The sequence below is a fragment of the Fulvimarina endophytica genome (assembly GCF_003403015.1).
Taxonomy (GTDB): Bacteria; Pseudomonadota; Alphaproteobacteria; order Rhizobiales; family Rhizobiaceae; genus Fulvimarina; species Fulvimarina endophytica.
Genome location: NZ_QURL01000007.1, coordinates 57,383 through 82,211, shown reverse-complemented (window position 1 = coordinate 82,211; position 24,829 = coordinate 57,383). Strand labels below are relative to the sequence as shown.

Annotated in this window: 21 protein-coding genes; 14 read left to right on the top strand and 7 right to left on the bottom strand. The window is 64.9% G+C overall.

All coding sequences use genetic code 11. The annotated features are described in order from the left end of the window. Positions 1 to 31 precede the first annotated feature (31 nt). Both mtnK and DYI37_RS16110 read right to left on the bottom strand, forming a co-directional pair. Positions 32 to 1,285 (bottom strand): S-methyl-5-thioribose kinase, encoded by a 1,254-nt coding sequence (gene mtnK, locus DYI37_RS16115; protein WP_116684296.1) that lies wholly within the window; start codon positions 1,283 to 1,285, stop codon positions 32 to 34. 99 nt (positions 1,286 to 1,384) lie between these two features. Further along, positions 1,385 to 2,380 carry a radical SAM protein gene (locus DYI37_RS16110; protein ID WP_245413964.1) on the bottom strand — a complete coding sequence of 332 codons (996 nt, stop codon included), beginning with the start codon at positions 2,378 to 2,380 and terminating at the stop codon, positions 1,385 to 1,387. 641 nt (positions 2,381 to 3,021) lie between these two features. Here DYI37_RS16110 and DYI37_RS20440 point away from each other — a divergent pair. The 12 genes from DYI37_RS20440 (at position 3,022) to DYI37_RS16055 (ending at position 14,751) form a co-directional block, all read left to right on the top strand. Further along, positions 3,022 to 3,147: a hypothetical protein gene (locus tag DYI37_RS20440; RefSeq protein WP_280987322.1), complete on the top strand. Its 126-nt coding sequence runs from the start codon at positions 3,022 to 3,024 to the stop codon at positions 3,145 to 3,147. 229 nt (positions 3,148 to 3,376) lie between these two features. Further along, positions 3,377 to 4,942 carry a DegQ family serine endoprotease gene (locus tag DYI37_RS16105; protein WP_116684295.1) on the top strand — a complete coding sequence of 522 codons (1,566 nt, stop codon included), beginning with the start codon at positions 3,377 to 3,379 and terminating at the stop codon, positions 4,940 to 4,942. Positions 4,943 to 4,944: 2 nt separating this feature from the next. Beyond that, positions 4,945 to 6,306 (top strand): replication-associated recombination protein A, encoded by a 1,362-nt coding sequence (locus DYI37_RS16100; RefSeq protein ID WP_116684294.1) that lies wholly within the window; start codon positions 4,945 to 4,947, stop codon positions 6,304 to 6,306. A gap of 257 nt (positions 6,307 to 6,563) precedes the next feature. Next, positions 6,564 to 8,183 (top strand): BCCT family transporter, encoded by a 1,620-nt coding sequence (locus tag DYI37_RS16095; protein ID WP_116684293.1) that lies wholly within the window; start codon positions 6,564 to 6,566, stop codon positions 8,181 to 8,183. A 96-nt stretch (positions 8,184 to 8,279) separates the two neighbouring features. After that, positions 8,280 to 8,657 carry a fluoride efflux transporter CrcB gene (crcB, locus tag DYI37_RS16090; RefSeq protein WP_116684292.1) on the top strand — a complete coding sequence of 126 codons (378 nt, stop codon included), beginning with the start codon at positions 8,280 to 8,282 and terminating at the stop codon, positions 8,655 to 8,657. A gap of 143 nt (positions 8,658 to 8,800) precedes the next feature. Next, complete coding sequence (locus DYI37_RS16085; RefSeq protein WP_116684413.1) at positions 8,801 to 9,787, top strand: RluA family pseudouridine synthase; 987 nt, start codon at positions 8,801 to 8,803, stop codon at positions 9,785 to 9,787. Between the two features lie 7 nt (positions 9,788 to 9,794). Next, a complete protein-coding gene (locus DYI37_RS16080; protein WP_342634947.1) occupies positions 9,795 to 10,514 on the top strand; it encodes an HAD-IA family hydrolase in 720 nt (239 codons plus the stop codon). Between the two features lie 6 nt (positions 10,515 to 10,520). Further along, positions 10,521 to 11,279, top strand: a complete 759-nt coding sequence (locus tag DYI37_RS16075) for an ATP12 family chaperone protein (protein WP_116684291.1) — start codon at positions 10,521 to 10,523, stop codon at positions 11,277 to 11,279. Positions 11,280 to 11,497: 218 nt separating this feature from the next. Continuing rightward, a complete protein-coding gene (gene gatB / locus DYI37_RS16070) occupies positions 11,498 to 12,997 on the top strand; it encodes an Asp-tRNA(Asn)/Glu-tRNA(Gln) amidotransferase subunit GatB (protein ID WP_116684290.1) in 1,500 nt (499 codons plus the stop codon). 11 nt (positions 12,998 to 13,008) lie between these two features. Beyond that, the gene (locus tag DYI37_RS16065; RefSeq protein WP_116684289.1) at positions 13,009 to 13,509 is read left to right on the top strand and encodes a GNAT family N-acetyltransferase; all 501 of its coding nucleotides are present in this window, start codon (positions 13,009 to 13,011) and stop codon (positions 13,507 to 13,509) included. A 129-nt stretch (positions 13,510 to 13,638) separates the two neighbouring features. Continuing rightward, positions 13,639 to 14,022, top strand: a complete 384-nt coding sequence (locus DYI37_RS16060) for an NADH:ubiquinone oxidoreductase subunit NDUFA12 (RefSeq protein WP_116684288.1) — start codon at positions 13,639 to 13,641, stop codon at positions 14,020 to 14,022. 264 nt (positions 14,023 to 14,286) lie between these two features. Further along, positions 14,287 to 14,751, top strand: coding sequence for a DUF2155 domain-containing protein (locus tag DYI37_RS16055; RefSeq protein WP_425365058.1), 465 nt, complete (start codon positions 14,287 to 14,289; stop codon positions 14,749 to 14,751). Here the strand turns inward: DYI37_RS16055 and aat are convergent. The 4 genes from aat to DYI37_RS16035 all read right to left on the bottom strand — a co-directional run bounded on the left by aat (position 14,691) and on the right by DYI37_RS16035 (position 18,207). After that, positions 14,691 to 15,359 carry a leucyl/phenylalanyl-tRNA--protein transferase gene (aat, locus tag DYI37_RS16050; RefSeq protein ID WP_116684287.1) on the bottom strand — a complete coding sequence of 223 codons (669 nt, stop codon included), beginning with the start codon at positions 15,357 to 15,359 and terminating at the stop codon, positions 14,691 to 14,693. The two genes, DYI37_RS16055 and aat, sit on opposite strands and share 61 nt — an antisense overlap. Positions 15,360 to 15,365: 6 nt before the next feature. Continuing rightward, entirely contained in the window at positions 15,366 to 16,712 is a 1,347-nt protein-coding gene (accC, locus tag DYI37_RS16045; RefSeq protein ID WP_116684286.1) for an acetyl-CoA carboxylase biotin carboxylase subunit, read from the bottom strand. 13 nt (positions 16,713 to 16,725) lie between these two features. Then, complete coding sequence (gene accB, locus DYI37_RS16040; protein WP_116684285.1) at positions 16,726 to 17,211, bottom strand: acetyl-CoA carboxylase biotin carboxyl carrier protein; 486 nt, start codon at positions 17,209 to 17,211, stop codon at positions 16,726 to 16,728. 228 nt (positions 17,212 to 17,439) lie between these two features. Beyond that, positions 17,440 to 18,207, bottom strand: a complete 768-nt coding sequence (locus DYI37_RS16035; protein ID WP_116684284.1) for a DsbA family protein — start codon at positions 18,205 to 18,207, stop codon at positions 17,440 to 17,442. 176 nt (positions 18,208 to 18,383) lie between these two features. On the opposite strand from DYI37_RS16035, the gene DYI37_RS16030 reads away from it, so the two are divergent. Beyond that, positions 18,384 to 19,556: a pyridoxal phosphate-dependent aminotransferase gene (locus tag DYI37_RS16030; protein ID WP_116684283.1), complete on the top strand. Its 1,173-nt coding sequence runs from the start codon at positions 18,384 to 18,386 to the stop codon at positions 19,554 to 19,556. 80 nt (positions 19,557 to 19,636) lie between these two features. Here the strand turns inward: DYI37_RS16030 and DYI37_RS16025 are convergent, their stop codons facing one another. Beyond that, complete coding sequence (locus tag DYI37_RS16025; protein WP_116684282.1) at positions 19,637 to 22,705, bottom strand: Rne/Rng family ribonuclease; 3,069 nt, start codon at positions 22,703 to 22,705, stop codon at positions 19,637 to 19,639. A gap of 697 nt (positions 22,706 to 23,402) precedes the next feature. Between DYI37_RS16025 and DYI37_RS16020 the strand changes: the two genes are divergently transcribed. Continuing rightward, positions 23,403 to 24,596 carry an N-acetylmuramoyl-L-alanine amidase family protein gene (locus DYI37_RS16020; protein ID WP_116684281.1) on the top strand — a complete coding sequence of 398 codons (1,194 nt, stop codon included), beginning with the start codon at positions 23,403 to 23,405 and terminating at the stop codon, positions 24,594 to 24,596. Positions 24,597 to 24,829: the final 233 nt, after the last annotated feature.

The following is a 24,829-nucleotide window of genomic DNA, read 5'->3' as shown; positions in this document are numbered from 1 at the left end:
GTTCCGCCGGGCGGCTCTTCGCATTCGGGCGTCACCGTTCCTCGGCAAGAACAGCCAGCACCCTGTCCATGTCAGCGATCTCGCGGCGTTCGAGGAGGAGCCGGCGCGCAACCCGCAGGGCATGGCGCTCGAGTTGCGCGCGCATGGCGACGTCACCGATCGCCTCGAAGTCTTCCACATGGCTGATGCCGAGAATGCGCCGGATCATCTTGGCGCCCGCAAACCCGACCATGTCCTCGAAGACGGCTGCCAGATGACGATCCACGATCGCATCGCGGGCCGCGGCGTCGAGAATGTCGTGAGGAAAGATCTCGCTCCGGTCCTCCGACGCAAGCCGGCGGAAGCCCCGGTCGAATTCGATCCAGACGCGTTTCGCCGTCTCCAGGAGCCAGTCGGTCATCGCCCGCCGGTCGTCCGCCGCGTCCGCATGGCCGGGCTGGCTGATGGCTGCGAGGAGAAGATTGCCGATCAGGGCGCCCGGATCGAAGCCCATCGGCCCGTGGAAGGCCCATTCGGCATCGATCACCCGGGTTTCGGTATCGGTGACCATGACCGAACCGGTATGCAGGTCACCGTGGAGCAGCGCTTCGGACTTGGTGCGGAAGGCGAGTTTCATCTCGCTCGCCGCCTGCTTCAACGCGGAATCTTCGCGCAAGCGGACCGCGATCTCCTCATTGCCTTCCGTGATCCGGTTGAACGGGCGCTCGCCGTAGGGCCCGGTGAAGATCACCTCCTCCGTCGTCTGGCAGAGATGGGAATTGCCGGCGAAGCCTGCCGCGAGCGCCTTCTTCTGCGGCGTCGTCAGGTGAAAGTCCGATGTGCGATAGAGGGTATGGGCAAGAAATGCGCCCATATCCTCGGCGAAGTTCGCAAATCGCCGCCCCTTGACGAAGGCGAGCCGTGCGACCCGGTATCCGGAGAGATCCTCCATGACGAGGAGACCGAGGCTCTCGTCGTAATGCAGCTTCTCAGGCACTGAGCCCGGCAATGCGGCGAGTTGCCGTTCCAGCGCCTCCGCCTCGAAGGCGATGCGGGACACGGGAAACGGCCAGCCTTCGCCGATGACGCGGATATAGGGCAGGGCCTGCTTGACCACGATCGAGCCTTCGGGACCGCTCACGCGAAAGACGGCGTTCATATTGCCGTCGCTGATCTCGCTCGTTTCCCAGTCGTCCGGCGTTCCGCCGAGCTTGTCCGCGAGGGTGTCCACCTCGGCTACGATTGCGGAGATGTCGCGACGTTCGAGGACGCGATAGCCGGCGGGCGTTGGGAAGGATGCGGTCATCAATGGCCCTGTCGGGTTCGAAGATTGTCGTTCGCCATGAAAGGACGGGCTGGGCTGGGCTGCGGGCAGAGTCGGCTGGAGCCGCGGTCTTCTCCAGCTTCAGGCCGAGCAGCTCGCACCGCCCAGAACGCAGAACTTGGCGCAATGGGGGTGATTGAGCGCGACCGATCGGCGGGCCTCGTTGAGCGTGCCGCCCATGTCGAATTCGCGGTCGTAGGGCAGAAGCGTGCAGGCGGCGACGCGCGCCTCGTCTTCCCCCTTCCGCTTCACCACCATTCGGCTCGTCGCGCACATCACGTCCTTCGGGCTCTTGCCGAGGATCTGCCAGCAGGCCGTCGTAATTTCAGGAACGTCGATCGTCTCGTCCATCTCGGGAAACAGCACAAGCTCACCGGGATTGCCGGTATCGATCGCGATGCCCTTGTCTTCGAAGAGCCGGCGATATCCCTCACGCGCATCCGCATCGCTCTCGCTTGCGAGGTGACGTCCGGCGACGGCGATGCGAAAGCCGTTCCGCGACAGCCAGACGAGCCCGTCCATGGCGGGATCGAAGCTGCGTTCGCCGCGCTCGGCCTCATGCACGGCCTTGTCGTAGTGGTCGAGACTGACACGCAGGGTGAGCCGATCGCCATGGGCGGCGCGAAGTTCGAGGAGCGCGGCTTCGAGCTTGCGCATGGGGCGCATGCCGTTCGTCAGCACCAGCACGTCGAACCCGCGATCGAGAGCGTCGGTGAGCATTGGAATGATGTCGGGGTTCATGAACGGCTCGCCGCCGGTGAAGCCGATCTCCCCCGTCGCGAAATCGCCGGTCGTCACCTCGTCGAGGTAAGAGCGGACCTCGTCGTAAGTCAGATAGAGGAGGGCATCATTGGTCGGCGAACTCTCCATGAAGCAGTTGGCGCAGGCGAGGTTGCAGAGCGAACCGGTGTTGAACCAGAGGGTGTTCAATGCATGGAGCGGCACCCGCGCGCGGGTCTCGCCTTTCGCCGTAATGCGCGGATCGACGAATTTCTGCGGCTGAAGCTTGGGGCCGGGCGTGACGAAGGGTGAGGGGCCGCTCGGCATCGTCTTGGCGCGGATGAGGGTGGAGGACATGACTGGCAGTTCCGTCATTCGGGGGCAGGATGATGGGGCGAGGATGCCCGATCCGCCGTGCTTGGCGCTTTCTGCGCGGTGTCGGGCTTCGTGCTCTCCTTGTCTATACGCCCGCCCGGCGACGGATGTTTCATCCGATCCGTGATCCGGCCGCATGACCGCGAGGACGGCGTGGCTGGGACGGTGAGACGCCGCGATCCGAACGACGACTCAGAAGGGGCGGGAGATCGCCGGCGACACGAACGGCCCAAGCGAAGCGATGGCGCTTGCGACGACGAAGCCCCGGCGCGGGTCGCTTTTTGCGCAGATCGTGGGCGAAGTTTGTCCGGATTATGTCGGGATCTGTTGCGCGCGGGAGACAGGTTCCGCTCAGCCGGTAACCCTGTTTCGCGGTTCCTGTGAGGCCGGGCTGGGATGGGGCCGACTGTGCTTGAAATGCGCTATCGCCCCCATGGCCGGCATGGCAGAGAAGCGGCACAGCCTTTGAAGAAAACTGTGCCGAGTCCTGCAACCATTCCCGATGTCGGGACTTAATCAGGCAACGATAAAGGCTGGGCCGCATAGAATGTGGCAAAATTAACGAGGATTAAATAATCCGCATGCAAACTGCCGATATGTCAAACAATCAGGTACGGTTTCCGGTGCGCCGAACTGCCATCACGCTTCTCGCGGCCCTCGGCGCGTTCGCGGTGCTGACCGCGAGCTATGCGACCGCCGATCTGCCCGCTCCGGCCTCCGCGGCGAGCGAAAGCCTCGAGGCGAACTAATTTCAGCGGCGGTTCCAACGCGGCGATGATGGAAATGGGAAGGGGCCGGCGGGCCCCTTCTTCGTTTGTATGGTCTCGTCTTCATGGCGGGCGGGAAGCCTCGCGGCGCATCCCGTCTTGAACCGGCATGGACCGACCCGCTATCACTACCCGGCTCTCGCCGGTCCGTTCATCTCGAACCCGATCTTCGGCGCGGTGCAAATGGCGTTTATCGGGTGCCGGTCGAACGATGTTTCTCACGAATTTCAAGCGCAGCGGGCCAAGCCTTACGGCTGCCGCAATTTCCATTTGCCTTTTCCTTTCCCCCTTGGCGGGCGAGGCCCATGCCGAAGGCTGGGGCATCGGCAACTGGTTCGGCTGGGGATCGGATGAGAGCGCGGATGGCCGCGCGGATGGCCCGGCACCCGTACCCGCGGCGCCCGTGACGCCCGAGCCATCGGCTCGCGCCGAGCCGGCCTCGCCCAGTGCGCGGGAGCAGGTCCCCGCGACATCCGCCGAGATCACGCTCACCTTCGCGCCCCTCGTGCGCGAGACGGCTCCCGCGGTCGTCAACGTCTACGCCGCCCGGGCCGTGCCGCAACGGCTCTCGCCCTTTGCGGGCGATCCGTTCTTCGAGCAGTTCTTCGGCCGGCAGGCGCGCCCCGAACCCAGGATCGAGAGTTCGCTCGGCTCGGGCGTGATCGTCGATCCCTCCGGGCTCGTCGTGACCAACAACCACGTCATCGCCGATGCCGACGAGGTGCGAATCTCATTTGCGGACGGCCGGGAATTCGAAACGGAGATCCTCCTGAAGGACGCCAAGGTCGATCTCGCGGTCCTGCGCATCGAGGGAGGCGAGGGGACGTTCCCGACGGTCGGATTCGGCAATTCCGACGGGCTGGAGATCGGCGATCTGGTGCTTGCGATCGGCAACCCCTTCGGCATCGGGCAGACCGTGACGAACGGCATCGTCTCGGCGCTTGCCCGCACCCATCTCTCACCCGGTGATCCGGGTGTCTTCATCCAGACCGATGCGGCCATCAATCCGGGCAATTCCGGTGGCGCGCTCATCGACATGCGCGGCCGGCTGATCGGCGTCAACACAGCGATCTTCTCGAAGTCCGGCGGCTCGAACGGGATCGGTTTCGCCATTCCGTCCAATCTCGTGGCGAGCTTCGTTGCGGCGGCCAAGGCCGGCGGCGCATTCGAGCGTCCCTATGTGGGTGCGACCTTCGGACCCGTCACCGCCGATCTGGCCGAGGCCCTCGGTCTTGCGGCCCCGACGGGCGTGATCGTCCACCGGGTGGGAGAGGGCAGTCCGGCCGAAAAGGCCGGTCTTCGCGACGGAGACGTCGTGACCGCGGTCGGCTCGGCGCGCGTCTCGAACCCCGATGCGCTCGGCTATCAGCTGGCGACGGCCGGGATCGGCTCGACCATTGCGCTGACCGTCCTGCGGGACGGCGAGCAGGAGGCCTTGTCCCTCGATCTCGTCGGTGCGCCGGAGGTGCCGGCGCGCGACGAGCGAAGCCTCGGCGGACGGACGCCCTTTGCCGGAGCGGTGGTCTGGAACCTGTCGCCGAAAGTGGCCGAGACCCTGGATCTGCCGATGGAGAAGACGGGCGTGGTCGTCGCCGAGGTTGAGCGCGGCTCCCTCGCCGCCCGGTTCGGGCTCCAGCCCAAGGATATCATCGTTACCGTGAACCGGCAGGACATCGCCTCGACGCAGGCACTCGAACACCTCCTCGCCGAAGACTGGAACGGTTACGACTTCCAGATCGAGCGCGGCGGGCGTCTCCTCGAACAGCGGGTGCGTTGACCATGGCCGATCTCTTCGGTGAGCCCGAACCCGAGCGCGGCGCGCGAACGCGCGAGACTGAGACGCGAGGCGCACGGGACCCGGCGCGCAACACGGCACGGCGCCCGCTTGCTGATCGCCTGAGGCCGCTCTCGCTTCCTGATGTCGTCGGGCAGGATCACCTGACGGGCGAAGGCGGCGTCCTGTCGCGAATGCTCGCCTCCGGCAATCTCGGCTCGATGATCTTCTGGGGCCCGCCCGGAACGGGCAAGACGACGGTCGCGCGACTCCTTGCCAATGACAGCGACTACGCCTTCGACCAGATCTCTGCGATCTTCTCCGGCGTCGCGGACTTGAAGAAGGTCTTCGAGGCCGCGCGCCTGCGCCGCTCAAACGGCAGGCCGACGCTTCTCTTCGTCGACGAGATCCATCGCTTCAACCGGGCCCAGCAGGACAGTTTCCTGCCCGTGATGGAGGACGGAACGGTGGTCCTCGTTGGTGCGACGACCGAAAATCCATCCTTCGAACTGAACGCCGCGCTCCTCTCGCGCGCTAGGGTTCTCACCTTCAAGCCGCACGATGCAGCGAGCCTCGCGGCGCTTCTGGAGCGAGCGGAGGAGAGCGAAGGGCGCCCGCTTCCCCTCGATGCGGAAGCGCGGCAGGTGCTGCTGCGCATGGCCGATGGCGACGGGCGCGCGGTTCTGAGCCTTGCGGAGGAGATCTGGCGGGCGGCCGGCGAGGGCGAGATCTTCGACGCCGCCGTGCTGCAGGAGATCGTCCAGCGCCGGGCGCCCGTCTACGACAAGGGCCAGGACGGACACTACAACCTCATCTCGGCCCTCCATAAGTCCGTGCGCGGATCCGATCCCGACGCCGCGCTCTACTGGCTCTGCCGCATGCTCGATGCGGGCGAGGACCCGCTCTATCTCGGGCGGCGCCTGGTGCGGATGGCGTCGGAGGATATCGGTCTCGCCGACCCCCATGCCCTGCGCGTCGCGCTCGCGGCCAAGGATGCCTACGACTATCTGGGCTCGCCGGAAGGGGAACTGGCCCTCGCCGAAGCCACCGTCTATCTCGCCGCCGCGCCGAAATCGAACGCCGTCTACGTGGCCTATAAAGCCGCCATGCGATCGGCGAAGGCAAACGGGTCGCTTCTGCCGCCGCGCCATATCCTCAATGCGCCGACCAAGCTCATGAAGGAGGAGGGATACGGCTCGGGCTATCGCTACGACCACGACGAGCCGGACGCCTTTTCCGGGCAGGACTACTTCCCCGAGGAGATGGGCCGCGAGAGCTATTACAGACCGACCCCCTATGGGCGGGAGGAGTGGATCGGCAATCGGCTGTCCCATCTCAGGGAGCTGCGTGCGCGCCGCGACCGGTGATGAAGGATCGGCGATTTTTCAGCGGAGGAGAACCGGGCAATCGACGGCGAACGGCGGATTAAACGGTTGAATGGCTACCGAAGCTTCGTTAGCATCGCTTAAAAGTGATGAGCGGTTGGCTTGTCTCAACTCACATCGCGGTTCCCGCTCGAGACCCTCCTGTCCGCTTCGTCGACATCTGTCGCCGTCTGGTCGGGCGTTCCCGGTCATTCGAGGCCCTTCGGTTTCCGCCTCAGAACCAATGGAGGACTTCATCCATGTCGATGGAAGAAGACATGATACCGGAACAGTCGGTATCGGACTACGAGGTCGGACAGGACAACGTCCAGCGGTTCGGTCTGGACTACCACAACCCGGTCTTTCCGATCTCGGCCGGCATCATCATCCTCTTCGTCGCCTTCACGCTGATGTTCCCGGCCGTCTCGGAGAGCTTCTTCGGTTGGCTGCGTCCGGCGCTGACATCGACCTTCGACTGGCTGTTCCTGACCGCCGGCAACATCTTCGTCATCTTCTGCATCGGGCTCATCCTTTCGCCTCTCGGCAGCGTCCGGCTCGGCGGCAAGGATGCGACGCCCGATTACAACTATTTCGGCTGGTTCGCGATGCTGTTCGCCGCCGGCATGGGTATCGGCCTCGTCTTCTACGGCGTGTCGGAACCGGTCAGCCATTTCCAGTCGTCCGTGCAGGGCACCGACTGGGCGCCCCTCGGCGGCGCGGCCGGGGAGACCCTCGAAGCCCGTCGTCTCGGCATGGCCGCGACGCTCTATCACTGGGCCCTTCACCCCTGGGCGATCTACGCGGTCGTCGCGCTCGCGCTCGCCTTCTTCTCCTATAACTGGGGCCTGCCGCTCACCATGCGCTCGGCCTTCTACCCGGTTCTCGGCGATCGGATCTGGGGCTGGCCCGGTCACATCATCGACATCATGGCCGTCTTCGCGACGCTTTTCGGCCTCGCGACCTCCCTGGGTTTCGGTGCCGAGCAGGCCTCGTCGGGGCTCTCCTTCCTGTTCGGTGTGCCGGACACCATGACGACCAATGTCATTCTCATCGTCGTCATCACCGGTGTCGCGCTCGTCTCGGTCGTCGCCGGCCTCGACAGCGGCGTGAAGCGCCTTTCCGAGATCAACATGGTTCTCGCGATCACGCTTCTCGCCTTCGTCTTCCTCGTCGGTCCGACGATGGAGCTCGTGCGCGGCTTCTTCGGCAACACGGTCGCCTATTTCCGTGAACTCGTCCCGCTCTCGATGCCGTTCGGACGCGTCGACGACAACTACCGGACCGGCTGGACCACGTTCTACTGGGCCTGGTGGATGAGCTGGTCGCCCTTCGTCGGCATGTTCATCGCCCGCGTCTCGCGCGGCCGCACCGTCCGTGAATTCATGACCTGCGTGCTGGTGGTTCCGACCATCGTCTCGATCGTCTGGATGACCGTCTTCGGCGGTACCGCGCTGACCGAGACCATCGGCGGCTATACCGGTATCATCGATGCCGAACTGCCGGTGAAGCTCTTCGCCATGCTGAGCCAGCTTCCGCTGACGGAAATCACCTCCTTCGTCGGCATCGTCCTCGTCATCGTCTTCTTCGTGACCTCGTCGGACTCCGGCTCCCTGGTCATCGATACGATCACGGCCGGCGGCAAGCTCGATGCGCCGACCCCGCAGCGCGTGTTCTGGGCGACCTTCGAGGGGCTCATCGCGATCGCCCTCCTCCTGGGCGGCGGTCTCGCGGCGCTTCAGGGAGCGGCCATCGCGACCGGCTTCCCGTTCGCCATTCTTCTCCTCGTCCTCACCTATTCGACCCTTCGCGGGTTGATCCGCGAACGCAGGAGGCCGTTCCTCGAACACGTGGACACCTCCCGCACCGCAGCTGCGGAATAAGCATCAAGCGAACGCCCGGCGAGTGATCGCCGGGCGTTCTTCCTTTGGAATGCCGGCCGGTGCCGGCAGATTTTCGGACAGTCAGGCCGCGCCTCGATGATCCAGACACTTCTCGTCGTCGCAGGCGGAGGCCTCGGTGCCGGCATGCGTCATCTCGCATCGACGGCAGCCCTGCGGCTCCTCGGCCCCGGTTTTCCCTTGGGTACGGCCTTCGTCAATATCCTGGGCTCGTTCCTGATGGGGGTTCTCGTCGAGCTGCTCGCCCGCAAGTTCGGAATGAGCCAGCAATGGCGGCTGTTTCTTGCGACCGGCTTTCTCGGCGGCTTCACGACCTTTTCCTCCTTTTCCCTCGATGCCGTGAACCTGATCGATCGCGGGGCCCTTGCCCTCGCATTCCTCTACGTCGCAGGGTCCGTGATCCTCGGCATCGCCGGTCTTTTCGCCGGTCTCGCTCTCGTCAGGGCCGTGCTCTGAGACGGTGCCGCGCCGGTGGTGGGCCGGCATGGCGTTGCCCCGACCCCAAACGCCCGATAGAAGGCGAGCGATCGGAACCGTTTGAGGCTTACCTGCGAACCCGCGGCCCGGTATGATTTTCCGACGCGATGGAGCATCGTCCGATGGCGGCAGTCGAACAGCGATTGGTGGATGACGACGAGGCGGGCCTGAGGCTCGACCGTTGGTTCAAGCAGCATTATCCGGGTCTCGGCTTCGGCCAGCTCCAGAAGCTCCTGCGATCCGGGCAGATCCGCGTCGACGGTGGCCGCGCGAAATCCGATACCCGTGTCGCGCCGGGCCAGACGATCCGCATTCCGCCGCTCGCGACCGATGCGAAGTCCGTGACGAACAAGCCTCTTACGGCCAACACCATGAAGGGGCGCGAGGACGGCGACGTCCTGTCCCAGATGGTGATCTACGAGGACGAGAAGGTCATCGTCTTCAACAAGCCGGCCGGGCTCGCGGTCCAGGGCGGATCGGGTGTCGCCCGCCATGTGGACGACATGCTGGAGGCCTGGCGCAACAAGAAGGGCGAGAAGCCGCGTCTCGTCCACCGGCTCGATCGCGACACCTCGGGCATTCTCGTCGTCGCGCGCACGCGGGGGGCGGCGACCGCGCTGACCAAGGCCTTTCGCGAGCGCGACACCAAGAAGCTTTACTGGGCCGTGGTCAAGGGCGTGCCGACGCCGCATGAGGGCAAGGTCTCGACCTATCTGAAGAAGGAACAGACCCCCGACGGCGACCGCATGCGCATCGCCAGGCACGGCGAGGAGGGCGCCGACCACGCGCTGTCCTATTACCGTGTGGTCGATCAGGTCGCCCAGAACTTCGCCTGGCTCGAGCTCGAGCCGCATACGGGCCGAACCCATCAGCTGCGCGTCCACGCGCTGCACATGAACCATCCGATCCTCGGCGATCCGAAATATTTCGAGCACGACACCAATTGGGAGTTTCCCGGCGGCGTGCAGAAGCGCCTCCATCTCCATGCCCGGCGCATCGTCATTCCGCATCCGAATGGTGGCGTGATCGACCAGATCGCACCGCTGCCGCAGCACATGCGCCAGACCTTCAATCTCTTCGGCTTCAATGAAGCGGAACTTGAGGATTGAGCGCCAAGTGACGGACATCAAAGCGGTTCTCTTCGACTGCGATGGGACCATCGCCGACTCTGCGGGGCTCATCTGCGACATCATGGAGCGCTGTTTCGCCGCCCATGGCCTGATTCCGCCCGCTCGCGAAGAGACCCGTGCGATCATCGGCCTTTCGCTGGAAACGGCGATCCGCGCGCTGCGCCCGGCGCTGACGGCGAACGATGCCGCACGGCTCGCCGATGCCTACCGGGAGGAATACCGGTCCGAGCGTTCGCGGGCTCAGGTGCCCGACAGGCTGTTCGACGGCATGGAGACGCTGATCCGTGACCTGGCCGCGCGCGAGGCCGTGCTGGTCGGCATGGTCACCGGCAAGTCGCGTCGCGGCGTCGCCGCCCTCACGGCTTCGCATGGGATGACGGAGTGTTTCGCGGTGGTGCGGACGGCGGACGACTGCCCCTCCAAGCCCCACCCCGCAATGGTTCTGGAAAGCTGCGAGGAACTCGGCATCCGTCCCGGGAACGCCATCGTCGTCGGCGATACGAGCTACGACATGGAAATGGCCCGTGCCGCAGGAGCGTCTGCACTCGGCGTCTCCTGGGGCTCGCACCGGCCCGATCTCCTGAGGCGAAGCGGCGCGCTGCAGGTCGTCGAGACGGTCCCCGATCTCACCGTCGCGCTCGACCGCTGGCTGGGGGCGGGAGGCGCCGAACCATCCTCGCAGAAAGCCGCATTCGAACGAGACTGACCGAACATGTCGAACAATCCCGATATCCTGCAGCAGATGTTCGAGAACCCGAATGCGCTGCGCCGCGACCTGCCCAAGCGGTTCTATGAGGCTGCTTCCATCGAGGGTGCGGAGGGCGCGTTCGCGGTCTTGCTCGATGGGCGGCCCGTGAAGACCCCGTCGAAGAAGGCCCTGCGACTGCCGAACCGGTCGGTCGCGGAAGCCGTGCGCGGTGAATGGGAAGCCCAGGGCGAACGGATCGATCCCGCGACCATGCCCGCCACGCGTCTTGCCAATACGGTCATCGATGCGGTCGCCGAGGACCCCGGCATCGTCCTTGCCGAAGTCCCGCGCTATGCCGAGACGGATCTCCTTTTCTACCGGGCCGGCCATCCAGACGAACTGGTGGAGCGCCAGCGCCGCGCCTGGGACCCGCTTCTCGACTGGGCGCAGAAGCGGCTCGAGACCCGTTTCGTGCTCACCGAAGGCGTGATGCACGTCGCCCAGCCGCCCGAGGCGCTCTCCGCCTTCGCGATGGCGGTGGAGCCGATCACCGATCCCTGGACGGTCGCCGGCCTGCAGCAGGCGACGACCCTGACCGGCTCCGCGATCCTGGCGCTCGCGCTCTACGAGGGGCGTCTCGGCCATGTCGAGGCCTGGGACCTCTCGCGCGTCGACGAGGCCTGGAATATCGAGCGCTGGGGGCGGGACGAGGAGGCGGACCGAATGGCCGCCTTCAAGAAAGCCGATCTCGCGGCGGCCGCCCTGTTCATGGGGCGGGGCTGACCGCGATCGGCTCATGGCCGGCGTCCCGGCTGCGCCCTCCGTATGCTTCTTCGGCATCAAGGACCTGCGAATGGCATGACGGCGGCCGGACGCTTATATTGCGGTTCATGCGACCGCTTCCGACGGCCGCGATCCTCGTTCCTCTCGCTTGATCGCCCCGACCCTTTGATCTAGCGAATGCCATAGACCCTGCGAACCCGACCATATCGGAACCCTTTATGAGCCTGATCGACACGCGTGAGCCGAACCCGAAATCCTTCATTTCCGGCGCGACCGGCGACTGGGAGATCGTCATCGGCATGGAGGTTCATGCCCAGGTATCGTCCGATGCGAAGCTCTTCTCCGGCGCCTCGACCGATTTCGGCGCCGAGGCGAACTCCCATGTGAGCCTCGTCGACGCGGCCATGCCCGGCATGCTTCCGGTCATCAACGAGGAATGCGTGCGCCAGGCCGTGCGCACCGGGCTCGGCCTCAAGGCCCAGATCAACAAGCGCTCGGTCTTCGATCGCAAGAACTACTTCTATCCCGACCTGCCGCAGGGCTACCAGATCAGCCAGTTCAAGGACCCGATCGTCGGCGAGGGCGTCGTGACCGTCTCCGTCGGACCGGACCGCCAGGGCGAGTTCGAGGATATCGAGATCGGCATCGAGCGCCTGCATCTCGAACAGGATGCGGGCAAGCTGATGCACGACCAGCACCCGTCCATGAGCTTCGTCGATCTCAACCGTTCCGGCGTTGCGCTGATGGAGATCGTCTCCAAGCCCGACATGCGCTCGGCGGACGAGGCAAAGGCCTATCTCACCAAGCTGCGCACCATCCTGCGCTATCTCGGCACCTGCGACGGCAATATGGATGAAGGCTCCATGCGCGCCGATGTGAACGTCTCCGTGCGACGGCCGGGCGGCGCGTTCGGAACGCGCTGCGAGATCAAGAACGTCAACTCCATCCGCTTCGTCGGACAGGCCATCGAATCGGAAGCGCGCCGTCAGATCGCCCTTATCGAGGACGGCGGCACCGTCGAGCAGCAGACCCGGCTCTTCGATCCGGCAAAGGGCGAGACCCGGTCCATGCGCGACAAGGAAGACGCGCACGACTATCGCTATTTCCCCGATCCCGATCTTCTGCCGCTCGAATTCGATCAGGCCTATATCGACGCACTTCTCGCCGAACTGCCGGAGCTTCCCGACGACAAGAAGAACCGGCTGATCGAGGAGGCGGGCCTTTCCACCTACGATGCCTCGATCCTCGTCTCGGAAAAGGCGATCGCGGACTTCTTCGAGAAGGTCGCCAAGGGCCGGGACGGCAAGCAGGCGGCGAACTGGGTGATCAACGATCTTCTCGGCGCGCTGAACAAGAACGGGAAGAGCATCGAGGAGACGCCCGTATCGGCCGATCAGCTCGGCGCGATTCTCGACCTCATCCGCGAGGGAACGATTTCCGGCAAGATCGCGAAGGACCTCTTCGAGATCGTCTGGAACGAGGGCGGCGATCCGAAACGGATCGTCGAGGATCGCGGCATGAAGCAGGTGACCGATACCGGCGCGATCGAGAAGGCGGTGGACGAGGTGATCGCGGCCAATCCCGACAAGGTGGCACAGGCCCAGGCGAAGCCCTCGATGGCCGGCTGGTTCGTCGGTCAGGTGATGAAGGTGACCGGCGGCAAGGCCAATCCGCAGGCCGTCAACGCCATCGTCAAAGACAAGCTCGGTCTCGAATAGGCGGGGCGGGGATGTTCTTCATCCGCACGGCCATGGAGCGCGACCTGCCGGCTGTAAGCGCGCTCCTCGCCGAGACCTGGCACGCGACCTATGATCCGATCTACGGCCGGGAGCGCGTCGAGGAGATCATCCGCTCCTGGCATGGCGTCGAGCAGCTGCGCCCGAGGCTCTCGCGGCCGTCCTCGGAATTCATCGTCGCCGACAACGGGGAACGGCTGGCCGCGATGGGCTATGCCGCGACCTCTGATTCCGATCGTTCGCTCGTCGTGCTGCACCAGCTCTACGTCCTGCCGGGTGACCAAAGGACGGGAATCGGGTCCGAAATGCTGATCGAGCTGATGAACGCCTTTCCGGACAGCAGACGCATGCAATGCGAAGTCGAGCCGGCCAATCGCGGGGCCGTCCTGTTCTACGAGAAGCACGGCTTCAGGGGGCAGAAGACGGCCATCGCCAAGGGCAGTCTGGAAGACGGCGTGGAAGTCTCTGTCTTCGAAGCCGTTCTCGGAACGTGATCGCGGCCGGACGGACCCGGTCTCGCCGGGGGTCGTGACGATCCGCCCGGCCGTCTTCGCTGGACAACGGACCGCAGCGGCCGCATAAGGGCGGCAAAACCTCAATCGACGCATACGGGCAGACGCGCGATGAAAGAATGGCTCCTGCAGATCTTCACCTGGTGGAACGGCCAGACGATGGGGACGCGCTTCTACACCTGGCGGTACGGCACGAAGGTCGGCGAGGATATCTACGGCAATATCTATTACACCAATGCCGACAAGACCCGCCGCTGGATGATCTATAACGGGCCTGTCGAGGCCACCGCGATCCCGAGCGGCTGGCATGGCTGGATGCATCACCGCACCGACACTGCTCCCTCCGAAGAGACCTACAAGCCGCGCGAGTGGGAAAAGACCCACGAGAAGAACCACACCGGAACGCACGAAGCCTATCGCCCCGCCGGCTCGCTGCTGCGTCCCGAGAAGGACCGTCCGCGCGTGACCGGCGAATACGACGCCTGGACGCCGTAACCATGGATCGGACGCGTTCGTTCGCGTCCGGCGGCTTCGCGAATCGGTCGTGCGCTGGAAAACACGAGGGCCGCAGTGCTGAGCCGATTTTCAGGCCATCCGGTTTTCGTCGAAGCTCGGGTGGGGCATGGAGCCTCGATCGTCGCTTTGATGCCTGATTGAGAGTGTAGCGGTGCCGGAAGGTCGATCGCTGCAAGCTGCGGGTCCTCGAAAGTCGAGGCAGTCCGAGTAGCTGCGATGGGAAAGACGTCCGCCGATCCGAGGATGCGGCGACCCGCTGGATGGAAGAGTTTTAGAACCGTGAGCCACCGCCCATTCGCGCTTCATGCCCTGCTTGCAGCACTGCCTCTTTTCGCTTTCGGATCCGTTCCCGCTGCAGCGCAGACCCCGGAGCCGGCGCGGATCGACAATCCCGTCGCGGTGTTCTCTGGCCTCGACAAGATCACCGGGCGCCTCACGGAATTCGACGTCTTCATCGACGAGACCGTTCAGTTCGGCGCGCTTCAGGTGACGCCGAAGGTCTGCAAGACCAGCGCCGAGGGACAGGCGGCCCGCACCGATGCCTTCGTCGAGGTTGACGAGATCACCCTCGATCGGGAGATCAGGCGCATCTTTTCAGGCTGGATGTTCGCAGCATCCCCCGGCCTCAATGCCGTCGAGCATCCCGTCTACGACGTCTGGCTGAAGAGCTGTAAGACCGAATCGGCCGTCCCGGCGCCCGCCGAGTAGAAAGTCGCGCTGCCTTCCACCGCCTCTGCGAGCAGGGCCTGATAGTGCTCGCGCGGAATCTCCGTCGCGCCGAAACGCTCCAGATGCTCGGTCAGGAACTGCGTGTCGAGAAGCGTATAGCCGCCGCGTATCAGGCGCTCGCACAGGAAGATCAGCGCAACCTTGGACGCATCCGTCGCCCGCGAGAACATGCTCTCGCCGAAGAAGGCGCCGCCCAGCGAAACGCCATAGAGGCCGCCGACGAGCCGGTCCCCCTGCCAGGTCTCGACCGAATGGGCGAAACCTTCGCGGTGAAGCGCAATATAGAGATCGCGCACCGTCCGGTTGATCCAGGTTTCCGTGCGCCCGGGCTTGGGTTCGGCGCAACCGTCGAGGACGGCCGAAAAGGCCGTATCCACGCGGACCTCGAAACGCTCCTGACGGATGGTCTTCTTCAGGCTGCGCGGAACGTGGAGCTTATCCAGCGGAAGGATGCCCCGTTCGACGGGATCGACCCAGAAGAGGTTCGGGTCGTCCGCCGACTCGGCCATGGGGAAAATCCCGCAGGCATAGGCCTTGAGAAGGGTGGCAGGGGTGATCCGATATCCGTGTCCGCCACCCTTCGCCATTTTGCGTCAGCCTGCCTGGCCTTCGAGGAAATGCTCGAGCCAGTGAATGTCGTATTCACCGCGCTGCACGCTCTCGTTCGCGACGAGATCGCGGAAGAGCGGCAAGGTCGTCTTGATGCCGTCCAGCACGAATTCGTCGAGCGCCCGCTTCAGGCGCATGAGACATTCGTCCCGCGTGCGACCGTAGACGATGAGCTTGCCGACCAGGCTGTCGTAGAAGGGCGGGATCCGATAGCCCTGATAGACCGCCGAATCGATCCGCACGCCGAGGCCTCCGGGCGCGTGGTAATGGGTGATCTCACCGGGCGAGGGCACGAAGGTCCGCGGGTCCTCGGCATTGATGCGGCACTCGATCGCATGACCGGTGAAGGTCACCTCGTCCTGCGTGACCGAAAGGCCCTGGCCGCTGGCGATGCGGATCTGCTCGTGGACGAGATCCAGACCGGTGACCGCCTCCGTCACCGGATGCTCCACCTGCAGACGCGTGTTCATCTCGATGAAATAGAACTCGTCGTTCTCGTAGAGAAACTCGATCGTGCCGGCGCCGCGATAGTTGAGGCCCTTCATGGCCTCGGCGCAGATCGTGCCGATGCGGTCGCGCTGTTCCTGGGTGAGGGCGGGAGAGTTCGCCTCTTCCCACACCTTCTGGTTCCGCCGCTGCAGCGAGCAGTCGCGCTCGCCGAGATGGATCGCGTTGCCCTTGCCGTCGCCGAAGACCTGCACCTCGATATGCCGCGGCTTCTCGAGATATTTCTCGATATAGACCGCATCGTCGCCGAAGGCCGCGCCGGCTTCCGAGCGCGCGGTCGCGAGCGCCATCGGCAGGTCGGCCTCGGTGCGGGCGATCTTCATGCCGCGCCCACCGCCGCCGGCGGACGCCTTCACGAGCACCGGAAAGCCGATCTCACGGGAGATCTTCAAGGCCTCGTCATTGTCGGTGACGGCGCCGGGCGAACCCGGAACGACGGGGATGCCCAGCCGCTCCGCCGTCCGTTTGGCCTCGATCTTGTCGCCCATGGTGCGGATGTGCTGGGCGGTCGGGCCGATGAAGGTGAGCTGGTGGGCTTCCAGAATATCGGCGAAACGGGCGTTTTCCGACAGGAAGCCGTAACCGGGATGGACCGCGTCCGCCCCGGTGATCTCGCAGGCCGCGACGATCTGGGGAATGTTGAGATAGCTGTCGCGAGCCGCTGGCGGGCCGACGCAAACGCTCTCGTCGGCGAGGCGCACATGCATGGCGGAATTGTCGGCGGTCGAATGCACGGCGACCGTCGAAATTCCGAGTTCCTTGCAGGCGCGCAGAACCCGGAGCGCGATCTCGCCGCGATTGGCGATAAGAACCTTGGAGACCATTTTCGTGGAGCTTTCAGTCGATCACGAAGAGGGGTTCGCCAAATTCCACCGGCTGAGCGTTCTCGACCAGGATCTGGCGAACCGTGCCCGAACGGGGCGAGGGGATGTTGTTCATCGTCTTCATCGCTTCGATGATGCAGAGCGTGTCCCCTTCCTTGACGCTCTGACCGATCTCGACGAAGTTTTTCGAGCCGGGCGATGGGGCGTGATAGACGGTTCCGACCATCGGTGAGGAGACCGCGCCCTCGCTGGGCTGGGCCTGCGCGGCGGGCACCGCGTTCTGTTGGGGAGCCGGGGCGCTGGAGGATTGCGGCATCTGCGGAGCCAGGGCCGACTGATATTGCGGCTGCTGGTAATAGACCGGCGCGGCCTGCTCGATCTGCCGGGTCAATCTGATGCGCAACGCGTCCCGCTCGACTTCGATCTCGGTCAGGTCGCTTTCCTTGAGGATCGCCGCGAGTTCGCGAACGAGATCGGGGTCCAAGCTTTTGTCGCTCATTCTTGTTTCCTGTCGCCACCGCTATCGCGCGGTCGTCCTTGCTTCATCCGCGCCGGGCAAATGGGATCGAACCGAGCCGACGCAACAGGCTCGTTGCATGCACAATCCGGCCGCGGATTACAACGCTCCGCATCTATTTGGGGCGTTTTCCCGGCAGGATCACCCGGTGACGCGAAATTCCACGGCAAATGAGCGGCGGTGAACGGTCGTCGAAGCGATGGCGGCCGATCAGCCGCAGCTCACCGCGCCGCATTCGCGCATCGAGGCGACAATGGTTCGAAGGCCGTCGACCCCGATCCGCGCCTGAAGAACCTCGTTTCCGATGACATAGGTGGGGGTGCCATTGATCTGGAGGTCGTTGGCGAGAACCTGCACCTCCTGCAGCGCACCCATATTGGCGGAGACGGCGAGCTTCTCCTCGATCTTGGCGGTATCGATGCCGAGATCTTCGGCGACGGCGAGCGCCGATGCCTTGTCGGCACCGCCGCGCTTGCCGAGAAGCGTGGTGTGGAACGCCTGATAGTCGTCCGGCGACAGATCGCGGACCGCCATCGCGACGCGTGAGGCTTCGAGGGAGCCCGGCCCGAGGATCGGAAACTCCTTGAGGACGAAGCGAATCTCGTCATCCTCCTCGATGAGCTCAGTCATGTCGGCCAGCGCCTGACGGCAATAGCCGCAATTGTAGTCGAAGAATTCGGTGATCGTGACGTCGCCGTCGGGATTGCCGAGGACCATGCCTTCCGGCGCGTTCGTGAGGGCTTCCCGCGCGCTTTCGATCACGCCCGCCTGAGCGACCTTCTGCTCGGCATCCTGCTTGTCGCGCAGGGCCGTCATCGCCTCGACGATGACCTCGGGATGCTCGACCAGATAGGCCCGAACGATCGCCTCGATGTCGCTCTTCTGCGTGTCGTCGAAGCTCGACTGGGCTGCCGCCGGCAGGCTGAGTGCCGAGGTCGCGAGAAGGGTGGAAAGAAGGAAGCGGCTGAGCGATCGCATCGAAAGGCTGTCTCCTGGCTGCCTGTCCTGAGGAATGGTGCCGGACACTATCACGGCAGACCGGCGATGCCAGACGTCGACGTTCAGTTTTTCGCGACCGTGGCCGACCGTTTCGCTCTAGGGCCCAAGCGGTTATGTCGAGCGACGAAGAACGACAGGGCGAAAGGAGCCGACGGATGTCGAAGTCAGGCGGAAGAGGGGCGTCCATTCGCTCGCAGGTCGAACCGTTCCGGGCGATGAGCGTGATGGCGGAAGCCAACCGGCTTCGGGCCGAGGGCAGGAATGTCCTCTCGCTCGCCGTCGGGCAGCCGGTCTCCCCCGCACCGAGAGCCGCGCGGAAGGCGGCGCAGGCGATGATCGCGGCCGGTCCGGTCTCCTATACGGATGCGATGGGGCGCATGGATCTGCGCCGGGCGATCGCGGCCCATTACGAGACGAGCTACGGCGTTTGCGTCGATCCGGCGCGGGTGATGATCACCACCGGCGCATCGGGCGGCTTCAACATCGCCTTTCTCGCTGGCTTCGAGGCCGGCGACGAGATCGCGCTCGCCTCTCCCGGCTATCCCGCCTATCGCAACATCATGCGCGCGCTCGGCATCACCGCCCGCGAGATCCCCGTCGGCCCCGAGGACGACTACGTCCTGACGCGCGCCCATCTCGAAGACGCCTATGCGGAACGACCCTTTCAGGGCGTCCTGATCGCGAGCCCCGCCAATCCCACCGGCACGATGACCTCGCCGGACGAACTCGGACGCATCGCGGACTTCTGCCGCGAGACGGGCGTCCGGCTGATCTCGGACGAGATCTATCATCGCCTGAGCTTCGGCAAGACCGAGCGTTCCGTGCTCCAGGATCTCGACGAGGCGATCATCCTCAACTCGTTCTCCAAATATTATTGCATGACCGGCTGGCGGATCGGCTGGATGATCCTGCCGCCCGAACTCGTCGGAGCGGCCGAGAGGCTGGGCCAGAACATCTATATCTCGGCATCGGACCTCTCCCAGACGGCAGCTCTCGCGGCCCTCGGCGCCGCCGAGGAGCTCGACGCCGTTCGCGACAGCTACCGGCCCAAGCGCGCGGCCATGATGGAGAGATTGCCGGCGATCGGCTTTCGCGCGATCGCACCGATCGACGGCGCGTTCTACGCCTATGCGCAGATCCCGGAAGCCTTCGCATCGGCAACGCAGTTCGCCGCCCGGCTCCTCGCCGAGCAGCATGTGGCGCTGACGCCGGGGATCGATTTCGACCCGCTTCGTGGAGATGCCTTCGTGCGCCTCTCCTATGCCGGCGACGAACGAGACGTTCTTGAGGCTCTGGAGCGGATCGATTGCTTCGTGGCGAAGGGGTGACCGGCTACAGGCTCGCGTGACGTGAAAAAGGGGCCGGCGTGAGCCGACCCCTTTTTCAATCTGCTGTGGATCTGCGGCGCTCAGAAGAAGCCGCGATTCCACCATCCGCCGCGCCGCGGCTTTTCTTCCGCTTCGTCGCCGCCATTGGCCGAACTCGAGGTCACGAGCGGCTCGGTGAGGGGTTCGCGCCGAGGCGCTTCCGCTTCCGCTTCGGCGACGTCCGTTTCGGCCGCCTCGGCCTGGGTCTCCGTAGAGGCGTCGTTCGAGGCGAAAGGCGTCTCTTCGGTTTCGCTCGCGGCTTGTTCGTTCGCTCCGGCCGTCTCGTCCGAGGCGTGCGCAGCCTCACCGATCATCGAGGCGACCGGATCGTCGAAACGCTCGTCGGCCGTCGAAGGCGATGCCTGGCCGTCGGCTGGCTGTCCGGCTTCGATCGCATCGGCGGCGACCACCTGTTCATGGGTCTCGCTCGTCTCGACCGAAACGGCCTCCTCGGCCGTGTGCTCGGACGGTGCGGGCTGGCTGTCCCGTTCCTGCGTCTCGGTTTCGCCGGGCTCCGCATGATTTCGATCAGTTTGCGCGCTAGCGTCCGAACCATCGGTCTCATCGCCGGACATCGTCACGTCGGACGCGTCGTCCCCGGTCCGATCGCTGCCGTTGTCGTTGGCCGACTGGCCATCGCGCTGGCGACGGCCGCCCCGGCGTCCGCGGCGGCGGCGGCGGCGTCCCGAAGAGCCATCCTCGTCGTCCTCGGAGCCGTTGTCGGATTTGGCGGATGCCTCCTCGCCGTCGGCGGCCTGCGAATTGTCCTCGCCCTCGGTTTCGCTCTGATCCTCGTCGGACCCGCCGCGGCGCCGACGGCGGCGACGGCCGCGACCGCGCGACTTCTCGCTGGAGCCTTCGTCCTTCGCCTCGGTCTCGTCGGAGCGATCGTCGGAGGTGGAAGCGTCATCCTCGGTGCCCGCATCCTCCTCGAAGTCGCTCTCGTCCTGCTCGGCCTCGTTCGCCAGCTCCTCGTCGATCTCGTTCTCGTCCTGGATGGAGGCCGGATTGATGACGGTGCGGGTCACGGGCTTCGTCGCCGGCCCGCCCAGTTCGACGGTGACGTCGTTGTGGCCCATGGCGTGATCCGCCTGGATCACGATGCGCATCTGATTGGCCTGCTCGAGCTCGTCGATATGGTGGCGCTTCTCGTTGAGGATGAAGAGCGCGGTCTCGGTGGAGACCTTGACGATCAGGTCCCGGCCCTTGTTCTTCAGGAGATAGTCCTCGACATGGCGGATCGCATGGAGCGCCATCGAGGAGGTCGCGCGGATCATGCCCGTGCCTTCGCACATGGGGCAGGACTTCATGGTCGATTCGAGGACGCTCGCACGGATGCGCTGACGGCTCAGCTCCATCAGTCCGAAATGCGAGATCTTGCCGACCTGGATACGGGCGCGATCGCTCTTCAGGCAGTCCTTCATCTTCTTTTCGACGGCGCGGTTGTTCCGCTTCTCGTCCATGTCGATGAAGTCGACCACGATGAGGCCCGCCAGATCGCGCAGCCGCAGCTGCCGCGCGATTTCCTCGGCCGCTTCCAGATTGGTCTGGTAGGCTGTGTTCTCGATCGACATCTCGCGGGTCGAACGTCCGGAGTTCACGTCGATCGCGACCAGCGCTTCGGTCTGGTTGATGATGATGTAGCCGCCGGACTTCAGCGTCACATGGGGCTGCAGCATCTTGTCGAGCTGCGGCTCGATGCCCTGGCGCGCGAAGATCGGCGCCGGCTCCCGATAAGGCTGTACGACCTTTGCCTGGGACGGCATCAGCATGCGCATGAAGTCCTTCGCCTCGCGGTAGCCGGCCTCGCCGGATACGAGGATCTGGTCGATATCCTTGTTGAAGAGGTCGCGGATCGACCGCTTGATCAGGCTGCCCTCCTCGTAGACGAGGCTCGGCGCGATCGACTGGAGCGTCAGGGTGCGGACCGATTCCCACAGCCGCATCAGATATTCGTAGTCGCGCTTGATCTCGGCCTTGGTCCGATTGGCACCGGCGGTGCGCAGGATGATGCCCATGCCGCGCGGAATCTCGAGCTCGCGCACCATGTCGCGAAGACGCTTGCGGTCGGACTGGTTGGTGATCTTGCGCGAAATGCCGCCGCCGCGCGCCGTGTTCGGCATCAGCACCGAATAGCGGCCCGCCAGCGAGAGATAGGTGGTGAGCGCGGCGCCCTTGTTGCCACGCTCTTCCTTCACGACCTGGACGAGAAGAATCTGGCGGCGCTTGATGACCTCCTGAATCTTGTAGTTCTTGCGAACGCGGGCCTGGCGGACCGGAACCTCTTCCATCGCGTCTTCGGAGCCGACCTCGTCGACGCTGTCGTCGTCGTCGTCGCCGTCCGAGCCATCGTTCCCGTCGCCGTTCTTGCGCGAGCGGCCACGGCCGGAAGACCTGCGGCCGCGCTTCTGACGCTGGCCACCACGATGCGAGCGCGACTTGCCGTCCTCTTCGGAGGTCTCGTCGTCGCCGTCGTCCTCGCTCTCGCCGTCCTCATCGTCGCCATCGTCCGAATCGGAGTCGTCCTCGTCATCGTCCTCCGAGCCGTCCTCGTCTTCGGAGGCGCTTTCGTCCTCGTCGCCGTTCGTCTCGTGCGAGGATCCGCCACGCGCGCTCTCGCGGCGCTCGTCATCGCCTTCGCTCTCGCTCTCGTTGCCGCCCTCGTCCTCGGACGCTGCCTCGCCGTCGCTCTCTGCGTCGACATCCTCCGAAACGCTGTCGTCGGACTTGTCCTTGCGGCGGGCGGCCGATGCCTTGCGGCGGCGCTTCTTCTGCTCCTCGCGCTCGGCATCCGCGTCGTCGTCGTCGTTCTCGGCCTGGGCGCGCGCCAGTTCCTCGGCGACCAGCGCTTCGCGGTCGGCCTTGGGGATCTGGTAGTAGTCGGGGTGGATCTCGGAGAAGGCGAGGAAGCCGTGGCGCCCGCCGCCATATTCGACGAACGCGGCCTGAAGCGACGGCTCGACGCGCGTCACCTTGGCCAGATAGATGTTCCCCTTGAGCTGCTTCTTGTGCTCGGTCTCGAAATCAAATTCTTCGACGCGGTTACCGCGAACGACGACGACGCGCGTCTCTTCCGGATGCGAGGCGTCGATCAACATTTTGTTGGGCATGGATTGTCTCCAAAGCCCGGCTTCCACGATTGGCTGATCGTCTCAATGTGAATGAGGAAAATCGGATGGGTGTGAACCGGGCGGCGGACCGTTCCGTTTCCGACGGGACCGACACGACGCGCGCGGCAAACCCGACCGTGACGGTCGTCTTGCCCCTGCGCTGCGATGGCCGAATTGTCGCCGTCAAAGCGGAACTCCGCGAAATCTAAGGATGACCGCATCGAGGCGGCCGACGGTGGTGGTGCGACTCGCGAACGTAACGGATCGGGAGCCATTCATGAGTGCCGGGCGAGGCGTCTGCGACCGCTTCGCACGCGGCAAGAATTCTTCGGAAGTCTCACGCGCCAGCGTTAGGGGAGCGCGGCCATTCCAGGCCCTGTTCCCACGCATGTCGTCGGCGCGACGATCAGCTCGCCTCCCGGACCCGCAGCTCTGATATGAGGAGCGTCCGAGACGGAAAAGGTCCCTGACCTGCAAGACTTCTACATTCCCTCATATGCCCAGGCGCCGCGAGAAACAAGCCGTCGGGTCGGGCAGGGCTGACCTGTCGCTTGCGACGACGGTTTGCCGCCAACAGGTTTGCGGCAAGTCGCAGAGCGCATCATGCATCCGGCGGGTCGGCCATATTGACCGCAAACGTTTCGTCTAAGCCCGTCGCCCGAACCTGAAACGCGAATGCGTCGAGACTGTCCCCGTGATGTTGCGAATCGTCGGCTCCCTTCTCATCTTCATTCTTGCCTCCTTTGCTTCGCCCGCTGACCTCGCACGGGCCGAGACCGCGATCGTCACCCATGTGGAAATCCATCCGCCGGTCGACGGGAAGCAGAGCGCCGTCTTCGATTTCACCTCCGCGCCGGATGCGCGGCTCGTCGTCCTGCGCTTCCCGGACCGCATCGCGCTCGATCTTCGCGATGCGCTTCCGGCCGGCGACCCTGAATGGGACGGGGGCGAGGGACTGATCGAAAGCGTGCGCCACGGCGCAACCGGCCCCGATCGCTATCGCTATATCTTCCGCCCGCGAACGGGGGTGGAGGCGCGCCTCGACCGGATCGACGCCGAGAGCGGGGCCGGGGCGCGGTACGAGATCGTCTTCGCCGAAGCGGCAGAGACCGTCATCGCAGGCGAGCCGCGCCTTTCGGCACAGGCCGGGAGCGAAGGCAAGTCGGCGCGACCGGCATCGTCCGAACACGCAGCCGCGTCCGAGCATCAGTTCACCGTCGTCATCGATCCCGGCCATGGCGGCGAGGACAAGGGGGCGGTGGCGAAGAACGGCGTCATGGAGAAGGCCGTGAATCTCGCGGCCGCCAAGGCGCTTCGCGATGCGCTCGCGAGGCAGCCGGGCATTCGGATCGTCCTCACCCGCGAAGAGGACGTCTTCGTCGGCCTCGTCGAGCGCTCGGAGATCGCACGCCGGGAGAATGCCGACCTCTTCATCTCGCTTCACGCCGACAGCATCCGCTACGACGATCTTCGGGGCGCGACGATCTACACCCTGTCGGAAAAGGCATCCGACCGTCTCTCGCTCGAGATCGCGGCGAACGAGAACGCGGCCGATCGCTTCGGCGGCGCCGATTACGCGCCCGACCAGCCGGAGATCTTCGATATCCTGGCCGATCTCACCCGCCGCGAGACGGTGGGCTATTCGGAGCATTTCGCCTCGGCGCTGCTCGAGCGCATGCGCCGCTCGAAGATCCGCCTCATCAACAATCCGAAGCGGTCGGCAGGTTTCATGGTGCTGAAATCGCCCGATGTTCCCTCGGTCCTGATCGAGATGGGATTCATGTCGAATGCGAGCGATGCCAAGCTTCTCGCCGATACGAAATGGCGCCAGGAGATCATGCGGACGGTCGCCGACGCCATCATCGGCTTCTATGGCCTCGATCGCGACTGAGATCGGGGAGAACGAGCTCCGGCAGCGCCACGGGAGGAAAAGGCGCGAACGAAGCTGTCGGAGAGCTTGCGGCGGGCGCGCAATCATCGCTCTGCCGCATTTGACGGGCATGACGCAGGCCTGCACAGAAAGTCGGAACGCGGTTCGACCGTCCGCCGGGGTGGGGCGGATGGAAGAACGAACGGGCCGCATGGGGATCGTCTCGATTGTCGAGACCGGAAATCAGGGGTATC